The sequence below is a fragment of the Cognatishimia sp. WU-CL00825 genome, from assembly GCF_040364665.1.
In the GTDB taxonomy this organism is placed as follows: domain Bacteria; phylum Pseudomonadota; class Alphaproteobacteria; order Rhodobacterales; family Rhodobacteraceae; genus Cognatishimia.
This window is the reverse complement of record NZ_BAABWX010000001.1, coordinates 1,622,736-1,640,161: the sequence shown is the minus strand read 5'-3', so window position 1 is coordinate 1,640,161 and position 17,426 is coordinate 1,622,736. Positions and strand designations below refer to the sequence as shown.

General features: G+C 54.0%; 22 protein-coding genes. 10 read left to right on the top strand and 12 right to left on the bottom strand.

Annotated features, from left to right (window positions below; all coding sequences use genetic code 11):
• Positions 1-45 precede the first annotated feature (45 nt).
• On the bottom strand, positions 46-2,121 hold the full coding sequence (locus ABXG94_RS08200) for a bifunctional sulfate adenylyltransferase/adenylylsulfate kinase (RefSeq protein ID WP_353533438.1): 2,076 nt from the start codon (positions 2,119-2,121) through the stop codon (positions 46-48).
• A gap of 269 nt (positions 2,122-2,390) precedes the next feature.
• On the bottom strand, positions 2,391-3,332 hold the full coding sequence (trxB, locus tag ABXG94_RS08195; RefSeq protein WP_353533436.1) for a thioredoxin-disulfide reductase: 942 nt from the start codon (positions 3,330-3,332) through the stop codon (positions 2,391-2,393).
• 206 nt (positions 3,333-3,538) lie between these two features.
• Between trxB and ABXG94_RS08190 the strand changes: the two genes are divergently transcribed.
• Complete coding sequence (locus ABXG94_RS08190) at positions 3,539-4,039, top strand: Lrp/AsnC family transcriptional regulator (RefSeq protein ID WP_353533434.1); 501 nt, start codon at positions 3,539-3,541, stop codon at positions 4,037-4,039.
• Here the strand turns inward: ABXG94_RS08190 and ABXG94_RS08185 are convergent, their stop codons facing one another.
• Positions 4,040-4,627, bottom strand: a complete 588-nt coding sequence (locus ABXG94_RS08185) for a TetR/AcrR family transcriptional regulator (protein WP_353533432.1) — start codon at positions 4,625-4,627, stop codon at positions 4,040-4,042.
• Between the two features lie 111 nt (positions 4,628-4,738).
• Between ABXG94_RS08185 and ABXG94_RS08180 the strand changes: the two genes are divergently transcribed.
• Positions 4,739-5,317, top strand: a complete 579-nt coding sequence (locus tag ABXG94_RS08180; RefSeq protein WP_353533430.1) for an NAD(P)H-dependent oxidoreductase — start codon at positions 4,739-4,741, stop codon at positions 5,315-5,317.
• Between the two features lie 71 nt (positions 5,318-5,388).
• On the opposite strand, the gene ABXG94_RS08175 is transcribed toward ABXG94_RS08180, so the two are convergent.
• The 4 genes from ABXG94_RS08175 to lgt form a co-directional block, all read right to left on the bottom strand.
• Positions 5,389-5,526 carry a hypothetical protein gene (locus ABXG94_RS08175; RefSeq protein ID WP_353533428.1) on the bottom strand — a complete coding sequence of 46 codons (138 nt, stop codon included), beginning with the start codon at positions 5,524-5,526 and terminating at the stop codon, positions 5,389-5,391.
• Between the two features lie 163 nt (positions 5,527-5,689).
• Complete coding sequence (gene pgeF, locus ABXG94_RS08170; RefSeq protein ID WP_353533426.1) at positions 5,690-6,445, bottom strand: peptidoglycan editing factor PgeF; 756 nt, start codon at positions 6,443-6,445, stop codon at positions 5,690-5,692.
• Complete coding sequence (locus ABXG94_RS08165) at positions 6,442-7,494, bottom strand: class I SAM-dependent methyltransferase (protein ID WP_353533424.1); 1,053 nt, start codon at positions 7,492-7,494, stop codon at positions 6,442-6,444. Before ABXG94_RS08165 ends, pgeF begins: the two co-directional genes overlap by 4 nt.
• Positions 7,491-8,378, bottom strand: coding sequence for a prolipoprotein diacylglyceryl transferase (gene lgt, locus ABXG94_RS08160; protein ID WP_353533422.1), 888 nt, complete (start codon positions 8,376-8,378; stop codon positions 7,491-7,493). The genes ABXG94_RS08165 and lgt overlap by 4 nt, the downstream gene beginning before the upstream one ends.
• A gap of 105 nt (positions 8,379-8,483) precedes the next feature.
• Between lgt and ABXG94_RS08155 the strand changes: the two genes are divergently transcribed.
• The 4 genes from ABXG94_RS08155 to ABXG94_RS08140 all read left to right on the top strand — a co-directional run bounded on the left by ABXG94_RS08155 (position 8,484) and on the right by ABXG94_RS08140 (position 10,716).
• Entirely contained in the window at positions 8,484-8,726 is a 243-nt protein-coding gene (locus tag ABXG94_RS08155; protein WP_353533420.1) for an accessory factor UbiK family protein, read from the top strand.
• A gap of 197 nt (positions 8,727-8,923) precedes the next feature.
• Entirely contained in the window at positions 8,924-9,304 is a 381-nt protein-coding gene (locus ABXG94_RS08150; RefSeq protein WP_353533418.1) for an MbcA/ParS/Xre antitoxin family protein, read from the top strand.
• Entirely contained in the window at positions 9,282-9,998 is a 717-nt protein-coding gene (locus ABXG94_RS08145) for an RES family NAD+ phosphorylase (protein ID WP_353533416.1), read from the top strand. Before ABXG94_RS08150 ends, ABXG94_RS08145 begins: the two co-directional genes overlap by 23 nt.
• Before the next feature lie 217 nt (positions 9,999-10,215).
• The gene (locus ABXG94_RS08140; protein ID WP_353533414.1) at positions 10,216-10,716 is read left to right on the top strand and encodes a type III secretion system chaperone family protein; all 501 of its coding nucleotides are present in this window, start codon (positions 10,216-10,218) and stop codon (positions 10,714-10,716) included.
• Between the two features lie 49 nt (positions 10,717-10,765).
• On the opposite strand, the gene ABXG94_RS08135 is transcribed toward ABXG94_RS08140, so the two are convergent.
• Positions 10,766-11,242, bottom strand: a complete 477-nt coding sequence (locus tag ABXG94_RS08135; RefSeq protein ID WP_353533412.1) for a YybH family protein — start codon at positions 11,240-11,242, stop codon at positions 10,766-10,768.
• A 23-nt stretch (positions 11,243-11,265) separates the two neighbouring features.
• Positions 11,266-12,066, bottom strand: a complete 801-nt coding sequence (locus ABXG94_RS08130; protein ID WP_353533409.1) for an RNA polymerase sigma factor — start codon at positions 12,064-12,066, stop codon at positions 11,266-11,268.
• 164 nt (positions 12,067-12,230) lie between these two features.
• Here ABXG94_RS08130 and proC point away from each other — a divergent pair, with 164 nt between their 5' ends.
• From proC to ABXG94_RS08115, 3 genes are read left to right on the top strand one after another with little or no spacing between them, the layout of a single operon-like run.
• The gene (proC, locus tag ABXG94_RS08125) at positions 12,231-13,046 is read left to right on the top strand and encodes a pyrroline-5-carboxylate reductase (RefSeq protein ID WP_353533407.1); all 816 of its coding nucleotides are present in this window, start codon (positions 12,231-12,233) and stop codon (positions 13,044-13,046) included.
• A complete protein-coding gene (locus ABXG94_RS08120; RefSeq protein ID WP_353533405.1) occupies positions 13,039-13,377 on the top strand; it encodes a tRNA-binding protein in 339 nt (112 codons plus the stop codon). The genes proC and ABXG94_RS08120 overlap by 8 nt, the downstream gene beginning before the upstream one ends.
• Positions 13,374-14,330 carry a 2-hydroxyacid dehydrogenase gene (locus ABXG94_RS08115; RefSeq protein ID WP_353533403.1) on the top strand — a complete coding sequence of 319 codons (957 nt, stop codon included), beginning with the start codon at positions 13,374-13,376 and terminating at the stop codon, positions 14,328-14,330. The genes ABXG94_RS08120 and ABXG94_RS08115 overlap by 4 nt, the downstream gene beginning before the upstream one ends.
• Here ABXG94_RS08115 and ABXG94_RS08110 read toward each other — a convergent pair.
• Together ABXG94_RS08110 and ABXG94_RS08105 are read right to left on the bottom strand one after the other, a co-directional pair.
• Positions 14,327-14,650 (bottom strand): DnaJ family domain-containing protein, encoded by a 324-nt coding sequence (locus tag ABXG94_RS08110; RefSeq protein WP_353533401.1) that lies wholly within the window; start codon positions 14,648-14,650, stop codon positions 14,327-14,329. The genes ABXG94_RS08115 and ABXG94_RS08110 overlap by 4 nt on opposite strands.
• 523 nt (positions 14,651-15,173) lie before the next feature.
• Positions 15,174-15,752, bottom strand: a complete 579-nt coding sequence (locus tag ABXG94_RS08105; RefSeq protein ID WP_353533399.1) for a thymidine kinase — start codon at positions 15,750-15,752, stop codon at positions 15,174-15,176.
• Between the two features lie 369 nt (positions 15,753-16,121).
• Between ABXG94_RS08105 and ABXG94_RS08100 the strand changes: the two genes are divergently transcribed.
• Positions 16,122-16,580 (top strand): hypothetical protein, encoded by a 459-nt coding sequence (locus tag ABXG94_RS08100; RefSeq protein WP_353533398.1) that lies wholly within the window; start codon positions 16,122-16,124, stop codon positions 16,578-16,580.
• Between the two features lie 5 nt (positions 16,581-16,585).
• Here the strand turns inward: ABXG94_RS08100 and truA are convergent, their stop codons facing one another.
• Positions 16,586-17,365, bottom strand: coding sequence for a tRNA pseudouridine(38-40) synthase TruA (gene truA, locus ABXG94_RS08095; protein ID WP_353533396.1), 780 nt, complete (start codon positions 17,363-17,365; stop codon positions 16,586-16,588).
• Positions 17,366-17,426: the final 61 nt, after the last annotated feature.

The window sequence follows — 17,426 nt, the reverse complement described above, 5'->3', positions numbered from 1 at the left end:
CAAAATCGGCAATTAGCTGCCAGTTTTTAGGTGTGCTCGGCAAGCTTACGCTTTGATCAGACCCATGCTTTCCAGTTTCAGCAGAACCTGGTGTGCACAGTTGTCGACTTCGGAATTCTCAGTCTCGATGCTCAGCTCTGGGTTTGCAGGCACATCATAGGGGTCAGAGATCCCTGTGAACTCTTTGATTTTGCCTTCACGCGCCAGTTTATACAGGCCTTTGCGATCCCGGCGTTCACATTCTTCGATGCTGGTTGCAACATGCACTTCGACAAAGGCCCCAAAGGCTTCGATGTCTTCGCGCACCGCGCGGCGGGTTGTGGCATAGGGTGCAATTGGCGCGCAGATCGCGATACCACCGTTTTTGGTGATCTCAGAGGCAACATAACCGATACGGCGAATGTTCAAGTCGCGGTGTTCTTTGCTAAAGCCCAGCTCAGATGACAGGTTCTTCCGCACGATGTCACCATCCAGCAAAGTCACTGGACGACCACCCATTTCCATCAATTTCACCATCAAAGCGTTGGCGATTGTGGATTTGCCAGAGCCAGAGAAGCCCGTGAAGAACACGGTGAAACCTTGGTCAGACCGCGGAGGCTTGGTGCGGCGCAACTCTTTTACAACTTCTGGGAAAGAGAACCATTCTGGAATTTCCAGACCTTCGGCCAGACGGCGACGCAATTCAGTGCCAGAGATGTTCAAGATGGTGACGTTATCACGATCTTCGATCTCGTCGTTAGGCTCGTATTGGGCGCGCTCTTGCACATAAACCATGTGCTTAAAGTCGACCATTTCGATGCCCATTTCTTCGGCGTTCTCGCGGAACAGCTCCTGAGCGTCATATGGACCATAGAAATCTTCGCCTTGGCTGTTTTTGCCTGGGCCTGCGTGGTCGCGTCCAATGATGATGTGGGTACAGCCGTGGTTTTTACGGATCAGACCGTGCCAAACCGCCTCGCGTGGGCCGGCCATACGCATTGCCAAGTTCAGCAAAGACATGGTTGTTGTCGCCGCTGGGTATTTGTCCAGAACCGCCTCATAGCAACGCACACGGGTAAAGTGATCAACGTCGCCCGGTTTGGTCATGCCCACAACTGGGTGGATCAACAGGTTGGCCTGCGCTTCTTTTGCGGCGCGGAAAGTCAGTTCCTGGTGCGCGCGGTGCAGCGGGTTACGTGTTTGGAACGCAACAATTTTGCGCCAGCCCAATTTGCGGAAATAGGCGCGCAATTCATTTGGCGTGTCGCGGCGGGCACGGAAATCATAATGTACCGGCTGTTGCAGACCGGTGATAGGGCCGCCCAGATATACTTTGCCCATGCTGTTGTGCAGATAGTTCACAGCAGGGTGCGCATCATCATCCGCGCCAAAGACTTTTTCAGCTTCGCGGGCTTTGTTTGGCACCCAGTTGTCTGTGACCGTCATGGTCGCAAGAATAACGCCTTCTTGGTCGCGCAGCGCGATGTCCTGGCCGATTTCCAGCTTTGCAGCGAAGTCTTCCGATACATCCAGGTTGATCGGCATTGGCCACAGTTGGCCGTCTGCCAGACGCATGTTTTCTACAACGCCATTATAATCAGCTTCGCTCAAAAACCCTTTCAAGGGGTTAAAGCCGCCGTTCATCAGCAATTCTAGATCGCAAATCTGGCGCGGCGTCAGGTCGTGGCTGACCAGATCAGCGGCTTCAACCTTCAGTTTCTGCGCGCTCTCATAAGAGACATATAGCTCGGGGATAGGTGCAAAACTATTTTGCATGTTTTTGGTCCTATGTTTTAGGGGGAATTGGGGGCTGGAAGACCCAGTCAGCTCTGCGTGTAACGCATCGTATTCTGCAAGCTTTCGGGCCAGAAATTGGTCAGTCAGGCGCGTCTTTTCCGTCGCGCCTTTCAGCGTCAGCCCATAGGCAAATCTTTGACGATTATCAGGCCCAGGGCGGTCGCTTTTTTCTACAAACTTGGCATCTGTTGCTGACCGCAACAAAGCATTCAAGCGGCCAAGCGAAATGCCAAGCGCCTCGGCGGTGGCACGCTGAGGTGCCCCCGGTGCCAGATCAAGCTGACGCAATAGTCGGAAGAGCAAGTCTTCGCCTTGCAGGCTTATTTTAGCAGTTGAGGTTGGCATTCAATTTGTCTCAAAGTGTGTTCATGCGTGAACACTTCACATATTTTGCACGTGCAGCAAAGAAAAAAATGATCTTTGCAGGCGAATTGCACCCTCGTGGTCAAAAAACAACGAAAACGCAGTTATAAGCGTCGAAACGCGAAACAAAGCCCTGCTAAGCGGGAAGTTTGTTCAATTTGGGGCGAACAATTGGCTACCTCAAAAAAAATCCAGACCCAAATCAATGGGCCTGGACCTTGCCGCTTGCGCGAATGATTCTTTTGGGCCGATTAGTCCTGTTCGGCGATAAACCGTTCTGCATCCAGCGCGGCCATACAGCCCATGCCTGCTGAAGTTACCGCCTGACGATAGACGTGATCTGTCAGATCCCCAGCAGCAAAAACACCCGGGATCGAGGTTTTGGTGCTGCCCAGCTCTACTTTGACATAGCCGCCGTTATGGGTCTCTAGCGTGTCTTTCACCAATTCGGTTGCAGGGGCGTGGCCAATGGCAACAAACACACCTGCACAAGGAATTTCTGAAATCTCGCCGGTCTTGGTGTGTTTCACCTTAACGCCGGTCACGCCCAACGGCGCGTCGGTGCCCAAAACTTCTTCCAGTTCATGGAACCACAGAGTCTCAATTTTCTCGTTTTTCTCAAGCCGGTTTTGCAGGATCTTTTCGGCGCGCAATTCATCGCGACGGTGGATCAAAGTAACCTTAGAGGCAAAATTCGTCAGAAACAGCGCTTCTTCAACCGCAGTATTGCCGCCACCAATCACCACGATTTCCTGACCGCGATAGAAAAAGCCGTCACAGGTCGCACAGGCCGAGACACCAAAGCCTTTGAACTTTTCTTCGCTCTCAAGACCCAGCCATTTTGCCCGTGCACCTGTCGCCAAAATCACCGCATCCGCCGTATAGACCGTGCCACTGTCGCCCTTGGCCACAAAGGGGCGGCTTTCGGTGTCCAGCTCGGTGATAATATCGCCGATGATCTCGCAGCCCATGGCTTGTGCATGTTCCTGCATTTTGATCATCAAATCCGGGCCCTGAACTTCGGTGAAGCCAGGGTAATTCTCGACCTCGGTTGTTGTGGTCAGCTGACCACCCGGTTCAATGCCTTGTACAAGAATTGGGCTGAGCATTGCGCGGCTCGCATAAACGCCCGCCGTATAGCCCGCAGGCCCCGATCCGATAATCAGAACCTTTGTGTGTTTCGTATCGCCCATATCCCACCCATGTGCTTGCAGTTAGTCGTCAGACGGGGATATAGCCTTCCCAATCGTTCCGTTAAACCCCTGACATAGACGTATTGCATGCAGTGCATATCAAACGGGCGACAGTTCCTGAAAAGCCTAGGCCTGCTTTGCGAAATATTATTGCGTATAAGCATCTTGGTGCTATAAGAACTGAAAATTTGACGGAGACTTTCTGCATGCCCGGCACCCGGCTTGATCCCATCGACCGAAAAATTCTCGCTGAATTGCAAGCGGATGGTCGGATGACAAACGTAGAGCTGGCAAAGCGAGTCGGTATTTCAGCCCCGCCATGTCTGCGCCGCGTGCGCACTTTGGAAGACGCCGGGTTTATTCGCGGCTATCACGCCGATGTCGATTCGCGGGAACTGGGTTTCGAAGTGCAGGTCTTTGCCATGGTTGGGTTGGTCAGTCAGGCAGAATCTGATTTGTCAGCTTTTGAACAACGATGCCGTGAATGGTCGCTTGTGCGCGAATGTCATATGCTAAATGGCGAAGTGGATTTCATCTTGAAATGCGTCGCGCCGGACCTGTCGACATTCCAGAACTTTCTCACCGATGACCTGCTGAAAGCAGACAATGTCGCCAGTGTGAAAACTTCTTTGGTGATCCGCGACGCCAAGGACGAGCCGGGCGTGCCGTTTGATGTTCTCGAAGAACGTGTCGGTCGCACCGCCTGATCAAACGGCCTGACCAGTTGGCAATAACCACGCTGTCAAATAGCGCTCCAGCTGATTGTGAAGGGGCTCTTCGTTGTGCAGCGCGCAGAAATTGAGCGCCATTGCCTGGATCATAAACGCCCCAACACCATCGGCCAGTAATGTGGCAGAGATGTCTTTGCGAAACGGTCCGCGCGCCAACCAAGGCCCCATCACCTCACCCGTGCGCCAAAATGTCTGGGCAATTGCGCCGATTTCTTCTTTGGCGGCCGCGCCCGAATGTCTCAATATCACGTCAAAAACATAGCGTTCAGACGTCATGAACCCAAGTATCGGTGACAGCGCTTCAATCAGGCCAGTGACGCTGTCAGGGGCAGGGTGGTTTTCAATTTCATCCAGAAACCCATTCAACACAGCGCCGATCAACTGTTCCATCAGCGCGTCTTTGTCTTTGAAATGCGCAAAGAACGTGCCTTTGGCCACACCCGCACGGGCCACGACATCCTCCACCCGCAAAGCCTCATAACCAGCCTCGGCCACAATGGTTTCTGACGCCGCAATAAGCCGGGCGCGTGTCTTTAGGGTGCGTTGTTGAACTGCCTTTGCCATAGGTGTTCCTTGCATGTTTTTTGACTGCGGTCAAATTTAGTAATTGACTGCGGTCACTTTTGTGGATTATTAAATTGACCGTAGTCATTTTTTGAAAATCCGGAGACCCCCATGACACAGAAACGCATTTTTGTCCTCAATGGGCATCCCGCCGAAACCTCATTGTCGCGCACCTTCGCCGAGGCCTATGCAGCCGCCGCCAGAACCGCGGGGCATGATGTGCGTGTTTCGCATGTGCGGGATCTGACCTTTGATATGGATTATGAATTTGGCGGCTATAAGCACAGCAAACCGCTGGAACCCGATCTCGAAGCTGTTTTGCAAAATATTGAATGGTCAGAACACGTTGTGCTGGCCACGCCGATGTGGTGGGGGGGATTGCCTGCAAAACTCAAGGGCATGATTGACCGATCGTTCTTGCCCGGTCGCACTTTTGACACCCGCGGTAAAATGCCCAAACCCATGCTTGGCGGACGCACCGCGCGGGTCTTTCTCACTTCTGACAGCCCCGGTTGGTATTTCCGCTTTGTTTTGAAAAACGCCCTAAAATGGCAATTACGCCGTCAGATCCTAGGATTCATTGGTCTTAAAACCAAGGTCACGGCCTTTGCTCAGGCCAGCCATCCCAAAGAAGGGCAGGTGGCGCAGTGGATTGAACAGGTCAAAAGGGAGGGGCATCAAGCCGCATAAGGCCCGTGCAGCACGGAAAACCCCCGCCAGCACAACTGGCGGGGGTTTTTCAAACCATCTCTGACGTCAGATTAGGCGGTCTTTTTCAGAACCATCGCTGGTTTCAAGGAAACCGCACCCGCGCCTGCACGCTTAAGCGCCCATGGTGTGATGTTTTCTTGTGATTTTGATTGGCTCAAAATCGATTGTAGAAATCGTTGTTTACACATGTGACTGCTCCTTTTGCCACGACACGTATTGTTCGTATCCTGAGAACAATCTGATCCCCAAATGGGGCCAATCTGCGGCGGGAATCGCAAGATTTGACGAAATTGCTTGGGAAAAGCTGGGGCAGTCAGCACCGGTTGCGCTGCAAATGTCTTGTTTTAAGGCCTACATTTTGATCGCAGAGATCAATCGGCCATAATCGGCTTCATTTGCATGGGTGCTGCGGCGATAGGAATAGAATCGCGCCGCATCGCTATAGGTGCAATGGCGAATCCATTCCGCTTGATCAATGCCCGCGTTGCGCAACCGGTGCAGCCCATAAGACGGCAGGTCAAAATAATAGCGGTCGCCTGTGCCTTGGCCAAAGAACCGCGCATTGTCGCGATCATGCATCATAAAGGTGTCCAGAAACTCTGGCCCAACCTCATAGGCACGTTGGCTGATGGTTGGCCCAATGACCGCAACAATATCTTCGCGCTTGGATCCTAGCTTTATCATCGCTTCGATGGTCTCTTCCAGAACCCCATCCAGCGCGCCACGCCAGCCCGCATGCGCGGCACCGATCACACCGGCATAGCGGTCCGCAAACAGCACTGGCTGGCAGTCTGCCGTCAAGACGGTCAAGGCAATACCGGGCACATTGGTCACCAATGCATCGGCCTCGGGCCGCGCGGACAGATCCGTATCGGCTGAAACCACATGTACAGCTGCGGAATGCACCTGATGCACGCCCGCAAGACTGGCGACCTCTAGGGCTTTGGCCACACGCGTGCGATTGATGTTGACGATTTCGCTTTGATCACTGCTGCCGTTGCCACAGTTCAACCCTTCAAACACTCCAGAGGATGCGCCACCTTTTCGGGTGAAGAATCCATGACGCATCGGCGACAGCGTGGCGGATGTCAGAATCTCTAGGCTCATGCTTCTACTCCGGGAGGTGGCGTCGCGCCCTCTGGATAGAAAGCAACAACCTTGAACAGATTTCCCATTTCTTCCGGGTGCGTCAAGCGCCGATGTGCAGTTATGTGCTGTTCCAGCTGCACAGGCTCCATCAATTTGGCCAACGTCTGTGCCCGTTGGGTGATGCCAAGCCGCTCTAGAAACACCCCCTGAGGCGTGACCCGGCTGAACTGGCTGGGTGTGGCTGCACATAACAATTCAAAATCCACATGGGCCGTCAGATCAGCCAGGCCGGGCGCATCCAGCGGGTCCACTTCGGCATGGCTGGACAGGGCCTGAAACGTATCCCCAAGCGAACGCCAGTCCCCATAGTCAACAATCAAGGCAACCCCGCCATTGCGGGCAATCAGCGCGCCAATGTGATGCGCAATTGGCACCGCCGCAGCGCAAAGTTCCACCATGTCGCCCTCTTTGGTATCTGTCAGCCGATCGACCAGCGCGGGCTGTTCCATGGCCGCGCCCAGCCCATAAGACAAGCCGGTTTCATCCAGTCCAACCAGCCGTTCACACCAGGCTTGGCCCTCGCGGATAAACTGCCGGATGGGCAGTGCGTCAAAAAATTCATTGGCCACCAGAAACAACGGCTTTTCGGGCAGGCTTTCGATGCTGTCATGCCAAGTGGCATCCCCCAGCACTTCTTGTTGCTTGCGACGCAACGCGGGCGAGGCTTCCACCAGATGCAAATCAAGCGCTTCGTGAAATCCCGGCACCCGCCGGGTCGCGCGCAGCAAATCTGCCATCAACGTACCGCGACCGGGGCCGATTTCGGCCAGCACAAAGGAATCAGGTGCCCCTTGGTCCATCCAGGCCTGCGCCAAGCTCAGGCCTATAAGTTCTCCAAACATCTGCGAAATTTCTGGTGCCGTGATGAAATCACCGTCCTCGCCAAACGGATCTCGCGTGGCGTAATAGCCAAATTGTGGATGCATCAAACATTCGGCCATATAATCGTTCAGCGACATCGGGCCAACGGTGCGAATGCGTTCAATCAGAGCGTCTTTCAAAGTCATGATGTCACTCTTGCAGCGCGTGCCATCAGCCACAAGCCGCATAACACCATCGGCAGCGACAAAATTTGCCCCATCGTCAGCCCAAGCCCGGCCATGTGAAACGCCAGTCCTAACGGATTGCCCTCGGTGACAAATTGCGCATCTGGTTGGCGCACAAATTCCACCAGAAACCGTGCCAAGCCATAGCCCGCAAAAAATACACCGGTGATCAATCCAGGCCGTTTCAGCGCGTCCCGTCGCCAAGCCAGCCACAGCAATAGCGACAGTAGAACCGCCCCTTCTAACAACGCCTCATATAATTGCGATGGATGGCGCGCGCACAGAGCTAAACCATCGCCGCAATTCTGCGCGTCATAACCCGGAAAAGCCACGCCCCAGGGCAAATCAGTGGCGCGCCCCCACAGCTCGCCATTGATGAAATTGGCGATCCGCCCCAGCATCAAACCAACCGGCACCCCCAACACAATAACATCGGCCATCGACAGATTGGGCAGCCCGTGACGCCAACAATAGAACCAGCCCGCGATCACCACGCCCAGCATGCCACCATGAAAAGCCATGCCGCCTTCCCAGACGCGCAAAATCGCCATGGGGTCACTCAGATAAACATCCGGTTGATAGAATAAGACATAGCCCAGACGCCCCCCCAGTATGATGCCCAAAATCACCCAGAACATCAGGTCTTCGATTTGATCCGCGCTTGAAGGCGCAGTCTCGTCGCGCCACAGGCGCACTGTCTTGATGGCGCGCAGTGAAATGCGCCAGGCGATCAGGATGCCCGCAATATAGGCCAGCGCATACCAGCGCAGCGCAAATTCAAACCCTCCAAGGCTTAGCGTGAAAATTTCGGGGGAAATGTCGGGGAAGGGGATCATGGACTGCATAAAGTCTCTCTGCCGTGCGCGCCTAGGGGAAGTCAACCTTGTGGTGACCGTTGTTTCTCCCCATATAGGGATCAATAACAGTGTGACCTAGCCGGAGTGCAGAAAATGCAGACCCGTAACAAATTTATGGACGATGTTTCGCAAATGATGACCAACGCCATGGGCGTGGCACAGGGGGCCAAGGACGAGGCAGACAATGCTTTGAAATCCTGGATGGACCGCTGGCTGGCCGAGCGTGATTTTGTCACCCGCGAAGAATTCGACGCCACCCGCGCCATGGCCCAAAAAGCCCGCGAAGAAAACGAAGCGCTGAAAGCCCGCCTCGAAGCGCTTGAGGCGAAATCCTAAGCGCTGTTTGCCAAATTTCGCGCATTCTGTACGTTTGATCGTTTAAACGGCATTCCAATTGGGGTGCCGTTTTGTTTTGGGCGCAATACCTTGGCCCGGCGCGCCACTTCTTCGCCACTCCGGGCAGTCTGAAAACCCGTGCGACTTGATTTCCTTGGAAATAATTGCTAAATTTCTGTCAGAGGAAAGGGTAACCCATGGTTCAAACCGTCACATTGATGCAAGACACCAGCCACGATCCCGGCCGGCTTGTTGCCAAAGCGGTGATCAATGCCGGGGCCGCGCTGGGCCTGTCGCAGGCTGAAATCGCCCAGATCATTGGCGTCAGCCCCTCTCAGATTTCGAAATTCAAATCCGGCAGCGCGACTTTGGTCGACAAACCCTATGAACTTGCGCTTTATCTGATCCGGGTCTTTCGCTCGCTGGATGCCATCACTGGGGGAGACGCAGAAACCAACCGTACATGGATGCGCAATGACAACACCGATCTGCGTGGCAGCCCCGCAGATCTTGCCAAATCGGTGGCCGGATTGGTGAACGTGATGGCCTACCTTGATGCCCAACGTGCGCCCCTATAAGTCCGCGCGCCAAAATGTCTGGCGTCTGATCGAAGGCCAATATCGCCCGGCCACGCAAAAGATCGTCGACACCAGCGCCGAGCAGGAAGCGCTCGAACATCTGCTCGAGGCCAGCAAACCCACTATTCCACCTGACTGTGCGCATCTGGATTACCAATTCAGCGCGCCCTTTCGCTATGGCTGCTACCCGCACAACTCGCGGTTTCGCCGTCAGGGTCCAACCCCCGGGGTGTTTTATGCCTCTGAACATGCGCTGACCGCGGCGCTCGAGGCGGCCTGGATCACGGTGAAATTCTATCGCGCCTCGCCAGATACCGCCATTCCCCGCACCGCCCGTAACCACACGGCCATTCAAGCCGATATCCAGGTGCCCGTGGCGCTGGATTTGACCGATCCTCAGATGGCCGGGCAGGGCAACTGGACCCATGCCACAGAATACCACGACTGTCTTGAATTGGCAGAGAAGGTGCGCACCGAAAACTGCGAGCTGCTGCGCTATCAATCGGTGCGTGATCCAGACGCTCGCGCCAATTTCGCTATCTTGACCTGTCGCGCCTTTGCCCAGCCTGCGCCAGTTCAAACCCAAACCTGGCATCTGTTTCACACGCCAGATCGGGTGATCATCGACAATGAAACCCTGCGTCAGCGTTTCGAATATCTTGTGGGGCCGCAACGCTTCGAACCGGTCAAGTGATCTTGTTCACCAAGGTTAAAACCGCCTTAAATCTTGTGGCCGCAACAATTTAATCCACAACTTATTGGGTTATCCACAAATATTTCACTTTACTAATCTTTCTAAGCGTACCACCATATGTAGTAGGGTAAGTGGAGTTATCCACAGCCCTTCGAGCAGGCACCAAGCGCGAGCGACGCTGCCACGTCCAGGCGCACAATAAGAAAGAGGTGGCGCTATGGCATTATCCGAGCAGTATCTCGAAGACGAGATACATCCGATCGACATTGTCGAAAATATCGCAGAAAGCCACGACTGGACCTTTGATCGCATCGCAGATGACCAAATTGCGATGTCTGTCGAGGGTCAATGGCGGACCTATTCCATCACTTTGGCATGGTCTAGCTATGACGAAACCCTCAAGATGGTGTGTTCCTTTGAAATGGAACCTCCCGAAGATAAATTGCCCGAACTTTACGAAGTTCTGAACGCCATCAACGATCAGTGCTGGGCAGGGGCATATACCTATTGGAATGAACAAAAGCTGATGATCTATCGCTATGGTTTGGTCTTGGCGGGTGGCGCAGATGCCAGCCCCGAGCAGATCGACACGATGATCAATGTGGCCATTCTCAGCGCAGAACGGTTTTACCCGGCGATCCAATTGGCAACGTGGGGCGGCCGCAAGGTCGACGACGCCATGCAGGTGGCCATCGCCGAGGCCTACGGCCGCGCATAAGATATGTGTGGGAGTCAGGTTAGAGCCGCCGTGTGCGGCTCTGGCCGTGTTATGTCTTGTTTGCGATCAATCGGCTGCCATGCGGGTTATCAATCACCATCTTCCAACTGCCGTCTGATTGCCGGCGCAAAATCGCCACCGAAAGCCCTGATTGTTCTATTGGTTGCCCCTCAGGGGTCTTTGCTGTCATTGCCCAGGGCGCGATATGCAGCGCAATATCCCCGCTCACGATGACCTCATGTTCTGCATCATAGGAAAACTTTGGCTTCAACGCGGACATGCCCTTAAACATCTCGCGCAATTGAGCTGGGTCAGACAGCGGGCTTGCGGGTTCAAAAACCACAGTGGCGGTCGGTTCATAGGACTGCATGACAGCATCAATCTGCCCAAGCTGAAACGCTGTTGTCATGGTTTCAATGGTCTTTAAGACCTCGGTGTTCTGATCGTTCATTTTGTGTCCTTCTGCAAACAAAACTGTTGGAATGGTCAAGGCAAGCATCATCAGACATGCGGTTGCATGTTTCATTAAAATCTCCATTTTATAGTGGGTTATGGGTGGATGGTCACAAGGTCCACCACCTCTTGCGCGATGTGTTTAGGGGCTTTTAAACCGCCAACGGATTGTTGCAGCTTTAAGGTGGAAAGCTGAGTTTCCAACGCCTGTGCTGCGACTTTGACCGTCGCGTAATCCGGGGCGTCTTGCAGCATCTTAGAGGGGCATTCGCCGAGGCGTCTCATTGACATAGCCGCAGGCAATCGTCGCGGGCAATGACATTTGGCAGATGTATTGGCCAGGCCACAGGACCGAGCGGTAAAGTCTTGCACCAAAGTCCGCGCCCGTGACAGGCGTTTGCGAAAATTAGCCGTGGTTATCTCTAAGATTTCAGCGCCCTCCGCGTGATCACACTCTAAAATATCGCCCAGAACATAGCTGGCGCGGTGTTTTGCGTCCAAACACAACAGCATCGCCATTGTGCAGGTTATCCGCAATTCATTCAGCATGACATGGTCCTCGGGGGCCGCAGCGGTTTCATCAACCAACCCGTCAATCAAATCCTCTGAAAACATGGCAAACGTCAGCCCCGGATCACGCGCAATCACTTTGCGCGCGGTCAGTAAATAATTCGTCGCCACACGATAAACCCAAGTTTCAAACCGGCTTTGTCCCTCAAATTGTGAAAGCTTGGTGATCACCCGGATCAATATTTCCTGGGTGGCGTCTTGCGCCAACTGCGGATCTGCCAGCATGCGCATGGCCAATCGATGCACCTGATCCTGCACCGCAACCACCAAAGCATGCAACGCATCTTTGTCACCGGCTTTTGCCGCGTCGATAATTGCTGTCGTCATTTTGGCCATTGTCCTGTCATCCTCTCAAGCGCCGTTATTAAGTTAGACAGTTGCGCACCCAAATGTGTGACAGAAAAAATCAAAGTCCCAGACATTTGCGGCCAACTTTCCCTCGACGCCCCATAAAATTCCCGCCACATTGCCCACAACGAATAGGAGCGCTCATGGATATGCAATATTTGGCCAAAAACGGCCTGGTTCTTTTGGGGTGTGGCAAAATGGGGTCCGCCATGCTTCAGGGGTGGCTGAACGACGGGCTGCCGCCTCAGTCAGTCTATGTGCAAGACCCTTTTCCCTCTGACTGGGTGACATCCACCGGCGTGCATATCAACGCCACCCTACCTGCAACCCCTGCCATCGTGCTGATCGCGGTCAAACCGCAAATGATGGCAGATGCCTTGCCAATCTTGCAACAAATGGGCAATGGCAAGACCCTGTTCTTATCCGTGGCCGCAGGCATTTCCATCGCAAATTACCAAGACATTCTGGGGGCCCAAACACCCATTATCCGCGCCATGCCCAACACCCCGGCCGCCATCGGTCAGGGCATCACCGCCATCATCGGCAACAGCCACAGCACCACCGCCCATCTTGACCTTGCCGATCAGCTTTTATCTGCCGTCGGCCAGGTGGTACGCCTGGAATCTGAAAGCCAAATGGATGCAGTCACCGGCGTGTCAGGCTCTGGCCCGGCCTATGTGTTTCACATGATCGAATGTCTGGCCCAGGCAGGCGAAGCCCAGGGTCTGGCCCCTGAACTCGCGATGACTCTGGCCAAAGCCACGGTGGCAGGTTCTGGTGCCCTGGCCATGGCGGCATCCGAAAGCCCCAGCCAACTGCGCATCAATGTCACCAGCCCCAATGGCACCACCCAGGCCGGGCTAGAAGTCTTGATGCAGCAAACAACCGGATTGCCCAAAGTGATCACCGACACTGTTGCCGCAGCAACCAACCGTTCAAAAGAGCTTGCCAATGGCTGACATTACCTTTGACGATTTCCTGAAAGTCGATATTCGCACCGGCACCGTTGTCGACGCTCAGCCCTATCCCGAAGCCCGTAAACCCGCGATCAAGCTTTGGGTTGATTTCGGCGATACGCTTGGCATCCGCAAAAGCTCGGCTCAGATCACCGCGCATTACACGCCACAGGATCTGATCGGCAAACAAGTCATGGCCGTGGTCAATTTTCCACCCCGCCAGATCGGCAAATTCATGTCCGAAATTCTGGTGCTGGGCTTGCCTGACGAAAACGGCGAGATTGTCTTGATCAGCCCTGATCAACCCGTTCCAAGCGGAGGACGCATGCATTGAAAACCCTGTTGCTCACACGCCCGCTGCCAGATCCGGTGATCAGCAAAGCTCAGACCGGTTTTGCGGTCACCGTGCGCCAAGAAACCACGCCGCTGACCGCAACCGAACTGCGCGACAGCCTGCGCCGCTATGATGCAGTGTTGCCAACCTTGGGCGATATCTATTCCGCTGATGTCTTTGCCGATGTGCCCAACCCTCGCGCCAAAGTCTTGGCGAATTTCGGGGTGGGTTATAATCACATCGACACGAATGCAGCCACCAAAGCGGGCCTGCGGGTTTCCAATACGCCGGGGGCTGTGACCGATGCCACCGCCGACATTGCTTTGACCTTGATGTTGATGACCTGCCGGCGCGCCGGCGAAGGCGAACGCATTCTGCGCGCGGGGAACTGGCAAGGCTGGCACCCCACGCAATTTCTAGGCTTGCATATGTCTGGGAAAACCGTCGGCATTGTCGGCATGGGGCGCATTGGTCAGGCCATTGCAAAGCGCTGCCATTTTGGCTTTGGCATGACGGTGAAATACGTCAATCGTTCCGTCAAACCCATGGATTTTCCGGCCCAACAGGTCGACAATCTGAACAGCCTTGCAGGGCAGGTCGATATCTTGGTGGTCGCGGTGCCCGGCGGCGCAGACACCACCCATCTGATCGGCTCCTCGGTGTTTGATGCTATGTCGCCCACCGCGATCTTTATCAATATCGCGCGCGGTGAAATTGTCGACGAACAGGCGCTGATCGCCGCGCTTCAGTCTAACTCAATCGCCGGGGCTGGTCTGGATGTCTATGAATTTGAACCCGATGTGCCGACCGCGCTGATGGCGTTGGAAAACACCACCTTATTGCCCCACCTTGGTACCGCCGCCCTCGAAGTGCGCACCGATATGGGCTTGATGGCGGTCGACAATCTGTTGGCCTTTGACCAGGGCTTGGCCTTGCCAAACGGCGTGAACTAGCCCTGCGAATAATACTTGCGGCGCGCTTCTTCCTGAATGGCGCGTCGCAATTGAATATCTGCCAACCGGCGCATTTCCTCTTTGCGGGCTTTGGGGTCTGCCGTGTCCTTCAACACTTTCAATTGCGCTTCTTCTTCCAGCTTCAATTCGATTTCCTTGGGCAGGGCACCGGCCTCGGCCATGATGCGAAACCCAACGTTTTCCGAAAAATCACCATCATCCGCCCGACCCAGCGGTTTGCCTGCGCCCTTCAGATCGTCAAATTGACCTTCAGCTTCAGCTTTGCGGATTTGATATTCACTCAGTGTTGAAAATTTCATCGCAGCCTCCGACAACGCTTCAGATCGGCACATCAGGATCAGCTAATTTGCGCAAATTTCTGTCGCCAACCGTCACAAATAATCTAAGCAGTTATGGGCATAAATCAATGCTCCAAACGGTCATTTTGAGAGCTTCTGTACAGGCCTTCAGGCTTGGTGCGAAATTAACCAAGGTTAATATCTGTGTAAGTTTTCATTAACGTTTCCATTGCGTTGAAGGCGCTCAGTTGGGCATTAACACTTTTTAAATGCGGAAACGAATCGTACGTTTCAACGCGCCAAACGTACAATTTGTACAAGTTAACAAAGATGAATGCGGCGTACTTTGTGATCAAATAACGCAACGCCCCACCATCTAGGGGCCGTTTTGCCGGGATTTTGCAGCCCAAAAGCCAGATTTGCGCAAAGATCAATGACTTAACCCTGCGGTCGTGGTGTTGCAGTTTTCAAAAAAATAGCGGGAGCAACGCGATCATCGCCGATCATCTCCGGGTTGAGGACTGCAAAAACCCAAACCGGCTGGCTACATATCCATCGCGTCGCGCCAGTGCTTGCGGCACAGGGAAACATAGGTTTCGTTGCCGCCGATCTGCACTTGCGCCCCATCTAGTAAAACCTTGCCTTCGGCGTCCTGGCGCACAACCATGGTGGCCTTCTTTCCACAATGACAGATTGTGCGCACCTCGCGCATTTCGTCGGCCAGCGCCAAAAGTGCTGCGGAACCGGGAAACAATTCGCCGCGAAAATCGACGCGCAACCCATAGCACATGACGGGCACTTTCAGGTCGTCAACAGCGCGGGCCAATTGCCAAACCTGCGCTTTGCTCAGGAATTGTGCCTCGTCGATAAAGACACAGGCCACATGGCCCTTTTTAAGCCGGTTTTCGATTTTTTGAAACAGGTCGGTTTTTGCGCTAAAGGTCTCTGCTGGTTCAGAAATTCCTATGCGAGAGGCAATTTTTCCTTCGCCTCCGCGGTCGTCAAAATCCACTGTCAAAAGATAAGAATCCATGCCGCGTTCGCGATAGTTATGCGCCGCTTGCAGCAAAACCGTCGATTTGCCGGCGTTCATGGTCGAATACTGAAAATAGAGCTTAGCCATGTCCTGCTGATAAGACGAGCACAGGCAAAAAATCAAGACGCATTCTGGGAAAAGCGAGGACCGAGCTGTCAACAGTGACAGCCCGGATTTGAATTGGATACTCATAAAAAGAACAGCCAATTAGGCAAAGCCCCTGGGGATAGGTGGCTGTTCGTTGGATAACTTGTTACTTCCCTCAAAGACTGGCCCATCAGCTACCCGAGGTTGTAGCCTTTGACCCTGTCCCTCACCCTTGATCCGATCACACTCACGTCGAACCGCGTTTCCTGATCTCCGCAGGACAATTTAAAAATGACAAATGTAGGAAAAGTCTTTAATGGGAAAAGACTTAGTGATTTCCCCCCAGAGGGGTGCATAAAGGAGAGCCCCATGCCCGCCCCCGGCAGTTATTTGAAGAAGCATACAGAAGCATTGGTTAAAGATGTGGGTATAGAAGCGGCCTGTGCATTAACCGGTAAGTCAAAAGCGACTCTTGGGCGCTATTATTCTGATCATGAAGAGCATTCTGATCGCTTTATGCCCGTTGATGCCGTCGCCGCCCTCGAAGAGGCTGCGGGCTATCCTCATGTCACTTCAGCCCTTGCAGAATTGCGTGGCATAACCCTGTCGTTTGACGAACGCCGTCGCAATCAAGAAGACAAAGGCGGCGTCAATGCGGATGTTATCGCGTTAAGCCAAAGGTTTGCGATGCTGATGGGGGAATATAACCAATCCATTGAAGACGGCATCATCACTATCAACGAGGCCAAGCGCCTGCTGAAAGAAACCCTGGCGTTGCAGCAAGTGCTGCTAGATATGAAGCTGCATCTTGAAGACGAGAGCGGTTAAAGGGTCTAAGTAACTGATTTTGAAAATGGATCTTGCGGGTATTTGACGCCAGCAAGATACAGTCCCTGTGGCGGGCAGACTGGCCCACAGCGGGCGCGGTCGGCGGCTTCAAGCGCCGTTTTTACATCATCCGGTGCCCAAGCACCGGATCCAACTCTTTCCAATGTCCCAACAAAACTGCGCACCTGATTGTGTAAAAACGACCGGGCTCGGACGCGGAAATGCACCTCGTCTCCCCAAAGCGTTTCCTTTGCTTTCACTTCCAAAGCATCCAGAGTTTTCACGGGGCTCGCAGCTTGACAGATCGAAGACCGGAAGGTTGTAAAATCATGAAGACCCAAAAGATGCTGCGCTGCTTGCTGCATCGCTTGCACATCCAACGGGTTTTTGACTTGCCATACCAGACCTGATTGATGGGTCGCAGGCGCGCGCCGCATCAGAATCCGGAACAGATAGCGACGTTCAACAGCGCTAAAACGGGCGTGCCAGTCATCATCAACTACCGCCGCATCCACAATGGAAACCGGCGCGGGCTTCAGATGAAAATTGAGTGCTTCGGACAAACGAAACGGGGTCCAGTCGCGTTTCAGGTCACAATGGGCGACTTGCGCCAGCCCATGCACTCCGGCATCGGTGCGGCCCGCAGCGGCGATGGTATGGGCTCCCGGTTCCAGTTTAGCCAGAGCAGCTTCTATCGCCCCCTGGACCGATGGTTGATCGGCCTGTCGCTGCCAACCGGCAAAAGGCGCGCCATCATATTCAACTTTTAGTGCAATCCGGACCATGTCTCGCCATAACCAGACAAGCAGACCATGGCAACGGTTTGGGGGAAAAGAATTGCGGATT

Bases quoted from the DNA above. Each gene is read 5' to 3' on its own strand.
- ABXG94_RS08200 (WP_353533438.1), bottom strand. From the start codon at position 2,121: ATGCCAACCTCAACTGCTAAAATAAGCCTGCAAGGCGAAGACTTGCTC.
- trxB (WP_353533436.1), bottom strand. From the start codon at position 3,332: ATGGGCGATACGAAACACACAAAGGTTCTGATTATCGGATCGGGGCCT.
- ABXG94_RS08190 (WP_353533434.1), top strand. From the start codon at position 3,539: ATGCCCGGCACCCGGCTTGATCCCATCGACCGAAAAATTCTCGCTGAA.
- ABXG94_RS08185 (WP_353533432.1), bottom strand. From the start codon at position 4,627: ATGGCAAAGGCAGTTCAACAACGCACCCTAAAGACACGCGCCCGGCTT.
- ABXG94_RS08180 (WP_353533430.1), top strand. From the start codon at position 4,739: ATGACACAGAAACGCATTTTTGTCCTCAATGGGCATCCCGCCGAAACC.
- ABXG94_RS08175 (WP_353533428.1), bottom strand. From the start codon at position 5,526: ATGTGTAAACAACGATTTCTACAATCGATTTTGAGCCAATCAAAATCA.
- pgeF (WP_353533426.1), bottom strand. From the start codon at position 6,445: ATGAGCCTAGAGATTCTGACATCCGCCACGCTGTCGCCGATGCGTCAT.
- ABXG94_RS08165 (WP_353533424.1), bottom strand. From the start codon at position 7,494: ATGACTTTGAAAGACGCTCTGATTGAACGCATTCGCACCGTTGGCCCG.
- lgt (WP_353533422.1), bottom strand. From the start codon at position 8,378: ATGCAGTCCATGATCCCCTTCCCCGACATTTCCCCCGAAATTTTCACG.
- ABXG94_RS08155 (WP_353533420.1), top strand. From the start codon at position 8,484: ATGCAGACCCGTAACAAATTTATGGACGATGTTTCGCAAATGATGACC.
- ABXG94_RS08150 (WP_353533418.1), top strand. From the start codon at position 8,924: ATGGTTCAAACCGTCACATTGATGCAAGACACCAGCCACGATCCCGGC.
- ABXG94_RS08145 (WP_353533416.1), top strand. From the start codon at position 9,282: ATGCCCAACGTGCGCCCCTATAAGTCCGCGCGCCAAAATGTCTGGCGT.
- ABXG94_RS08140 (WP_353533414.1), top strand. From the start codon at position 10,216: ATGGCATTATCCGAGCAGTATCTCGAAGACGAGATACATCCGATCGAC.
- ABXG94_RS08135 (WP_353533412.1), bottom strand. From the start codon at position 11,242: ATGAAACATGCAACCGCATGTCTGATGATGCTTGCCTTGACCATTCCA.
- ABXG94_RS08130 (WP_353533409.1), bottom strand. From the start codon at position 12,066: ATGACGACAGCAATTATCGACGCGGCAAAAGCCGGTGACAAAGATGCG.
- proC (WP_353533407.1), top strand. From the start codon at position 12,231: ATGGATATGCAATATTTGGCCAAAAACGGCCTGGTTCTTTTGGGGTGT.
- ABXG94_RS08120 (WP_353533405.1), top strand. From the start codon at position 13,039: ATGGCTGACATTACCTTTGACGATTTCCTGAAAGTCGATATTCGCACC.
- ABXG94_RS08110 (WP_353533401.1), bottom strand. From the start codon at position 14,650: ATGAAATTTTCAACACTGAGTGAATATCAAATCCGCAAAGCTGAAGCT.
- ABXG94_RS08105 (WP_353533399.1), bottom strand. From the start codon at position 15,752: ATGGCTAAGCTCTATTTTCAGTATTCGACCATGAACGCCGGCAAATCG.
- ABXG94_RS08100 (WP_353533398.1), top strand. From the start codon at position 16,122: ATGCCCGCCCCCGGCAGTTATTTGAAGAAGCATACAGAAGCATTGGTT.
- truA (WP_353533396.1), bottom strand. From the start codon at position 17,365: ATGGTCCGGATTGCACTAAAAGTTGAATATGATGGCGCGCCTTTTGCC.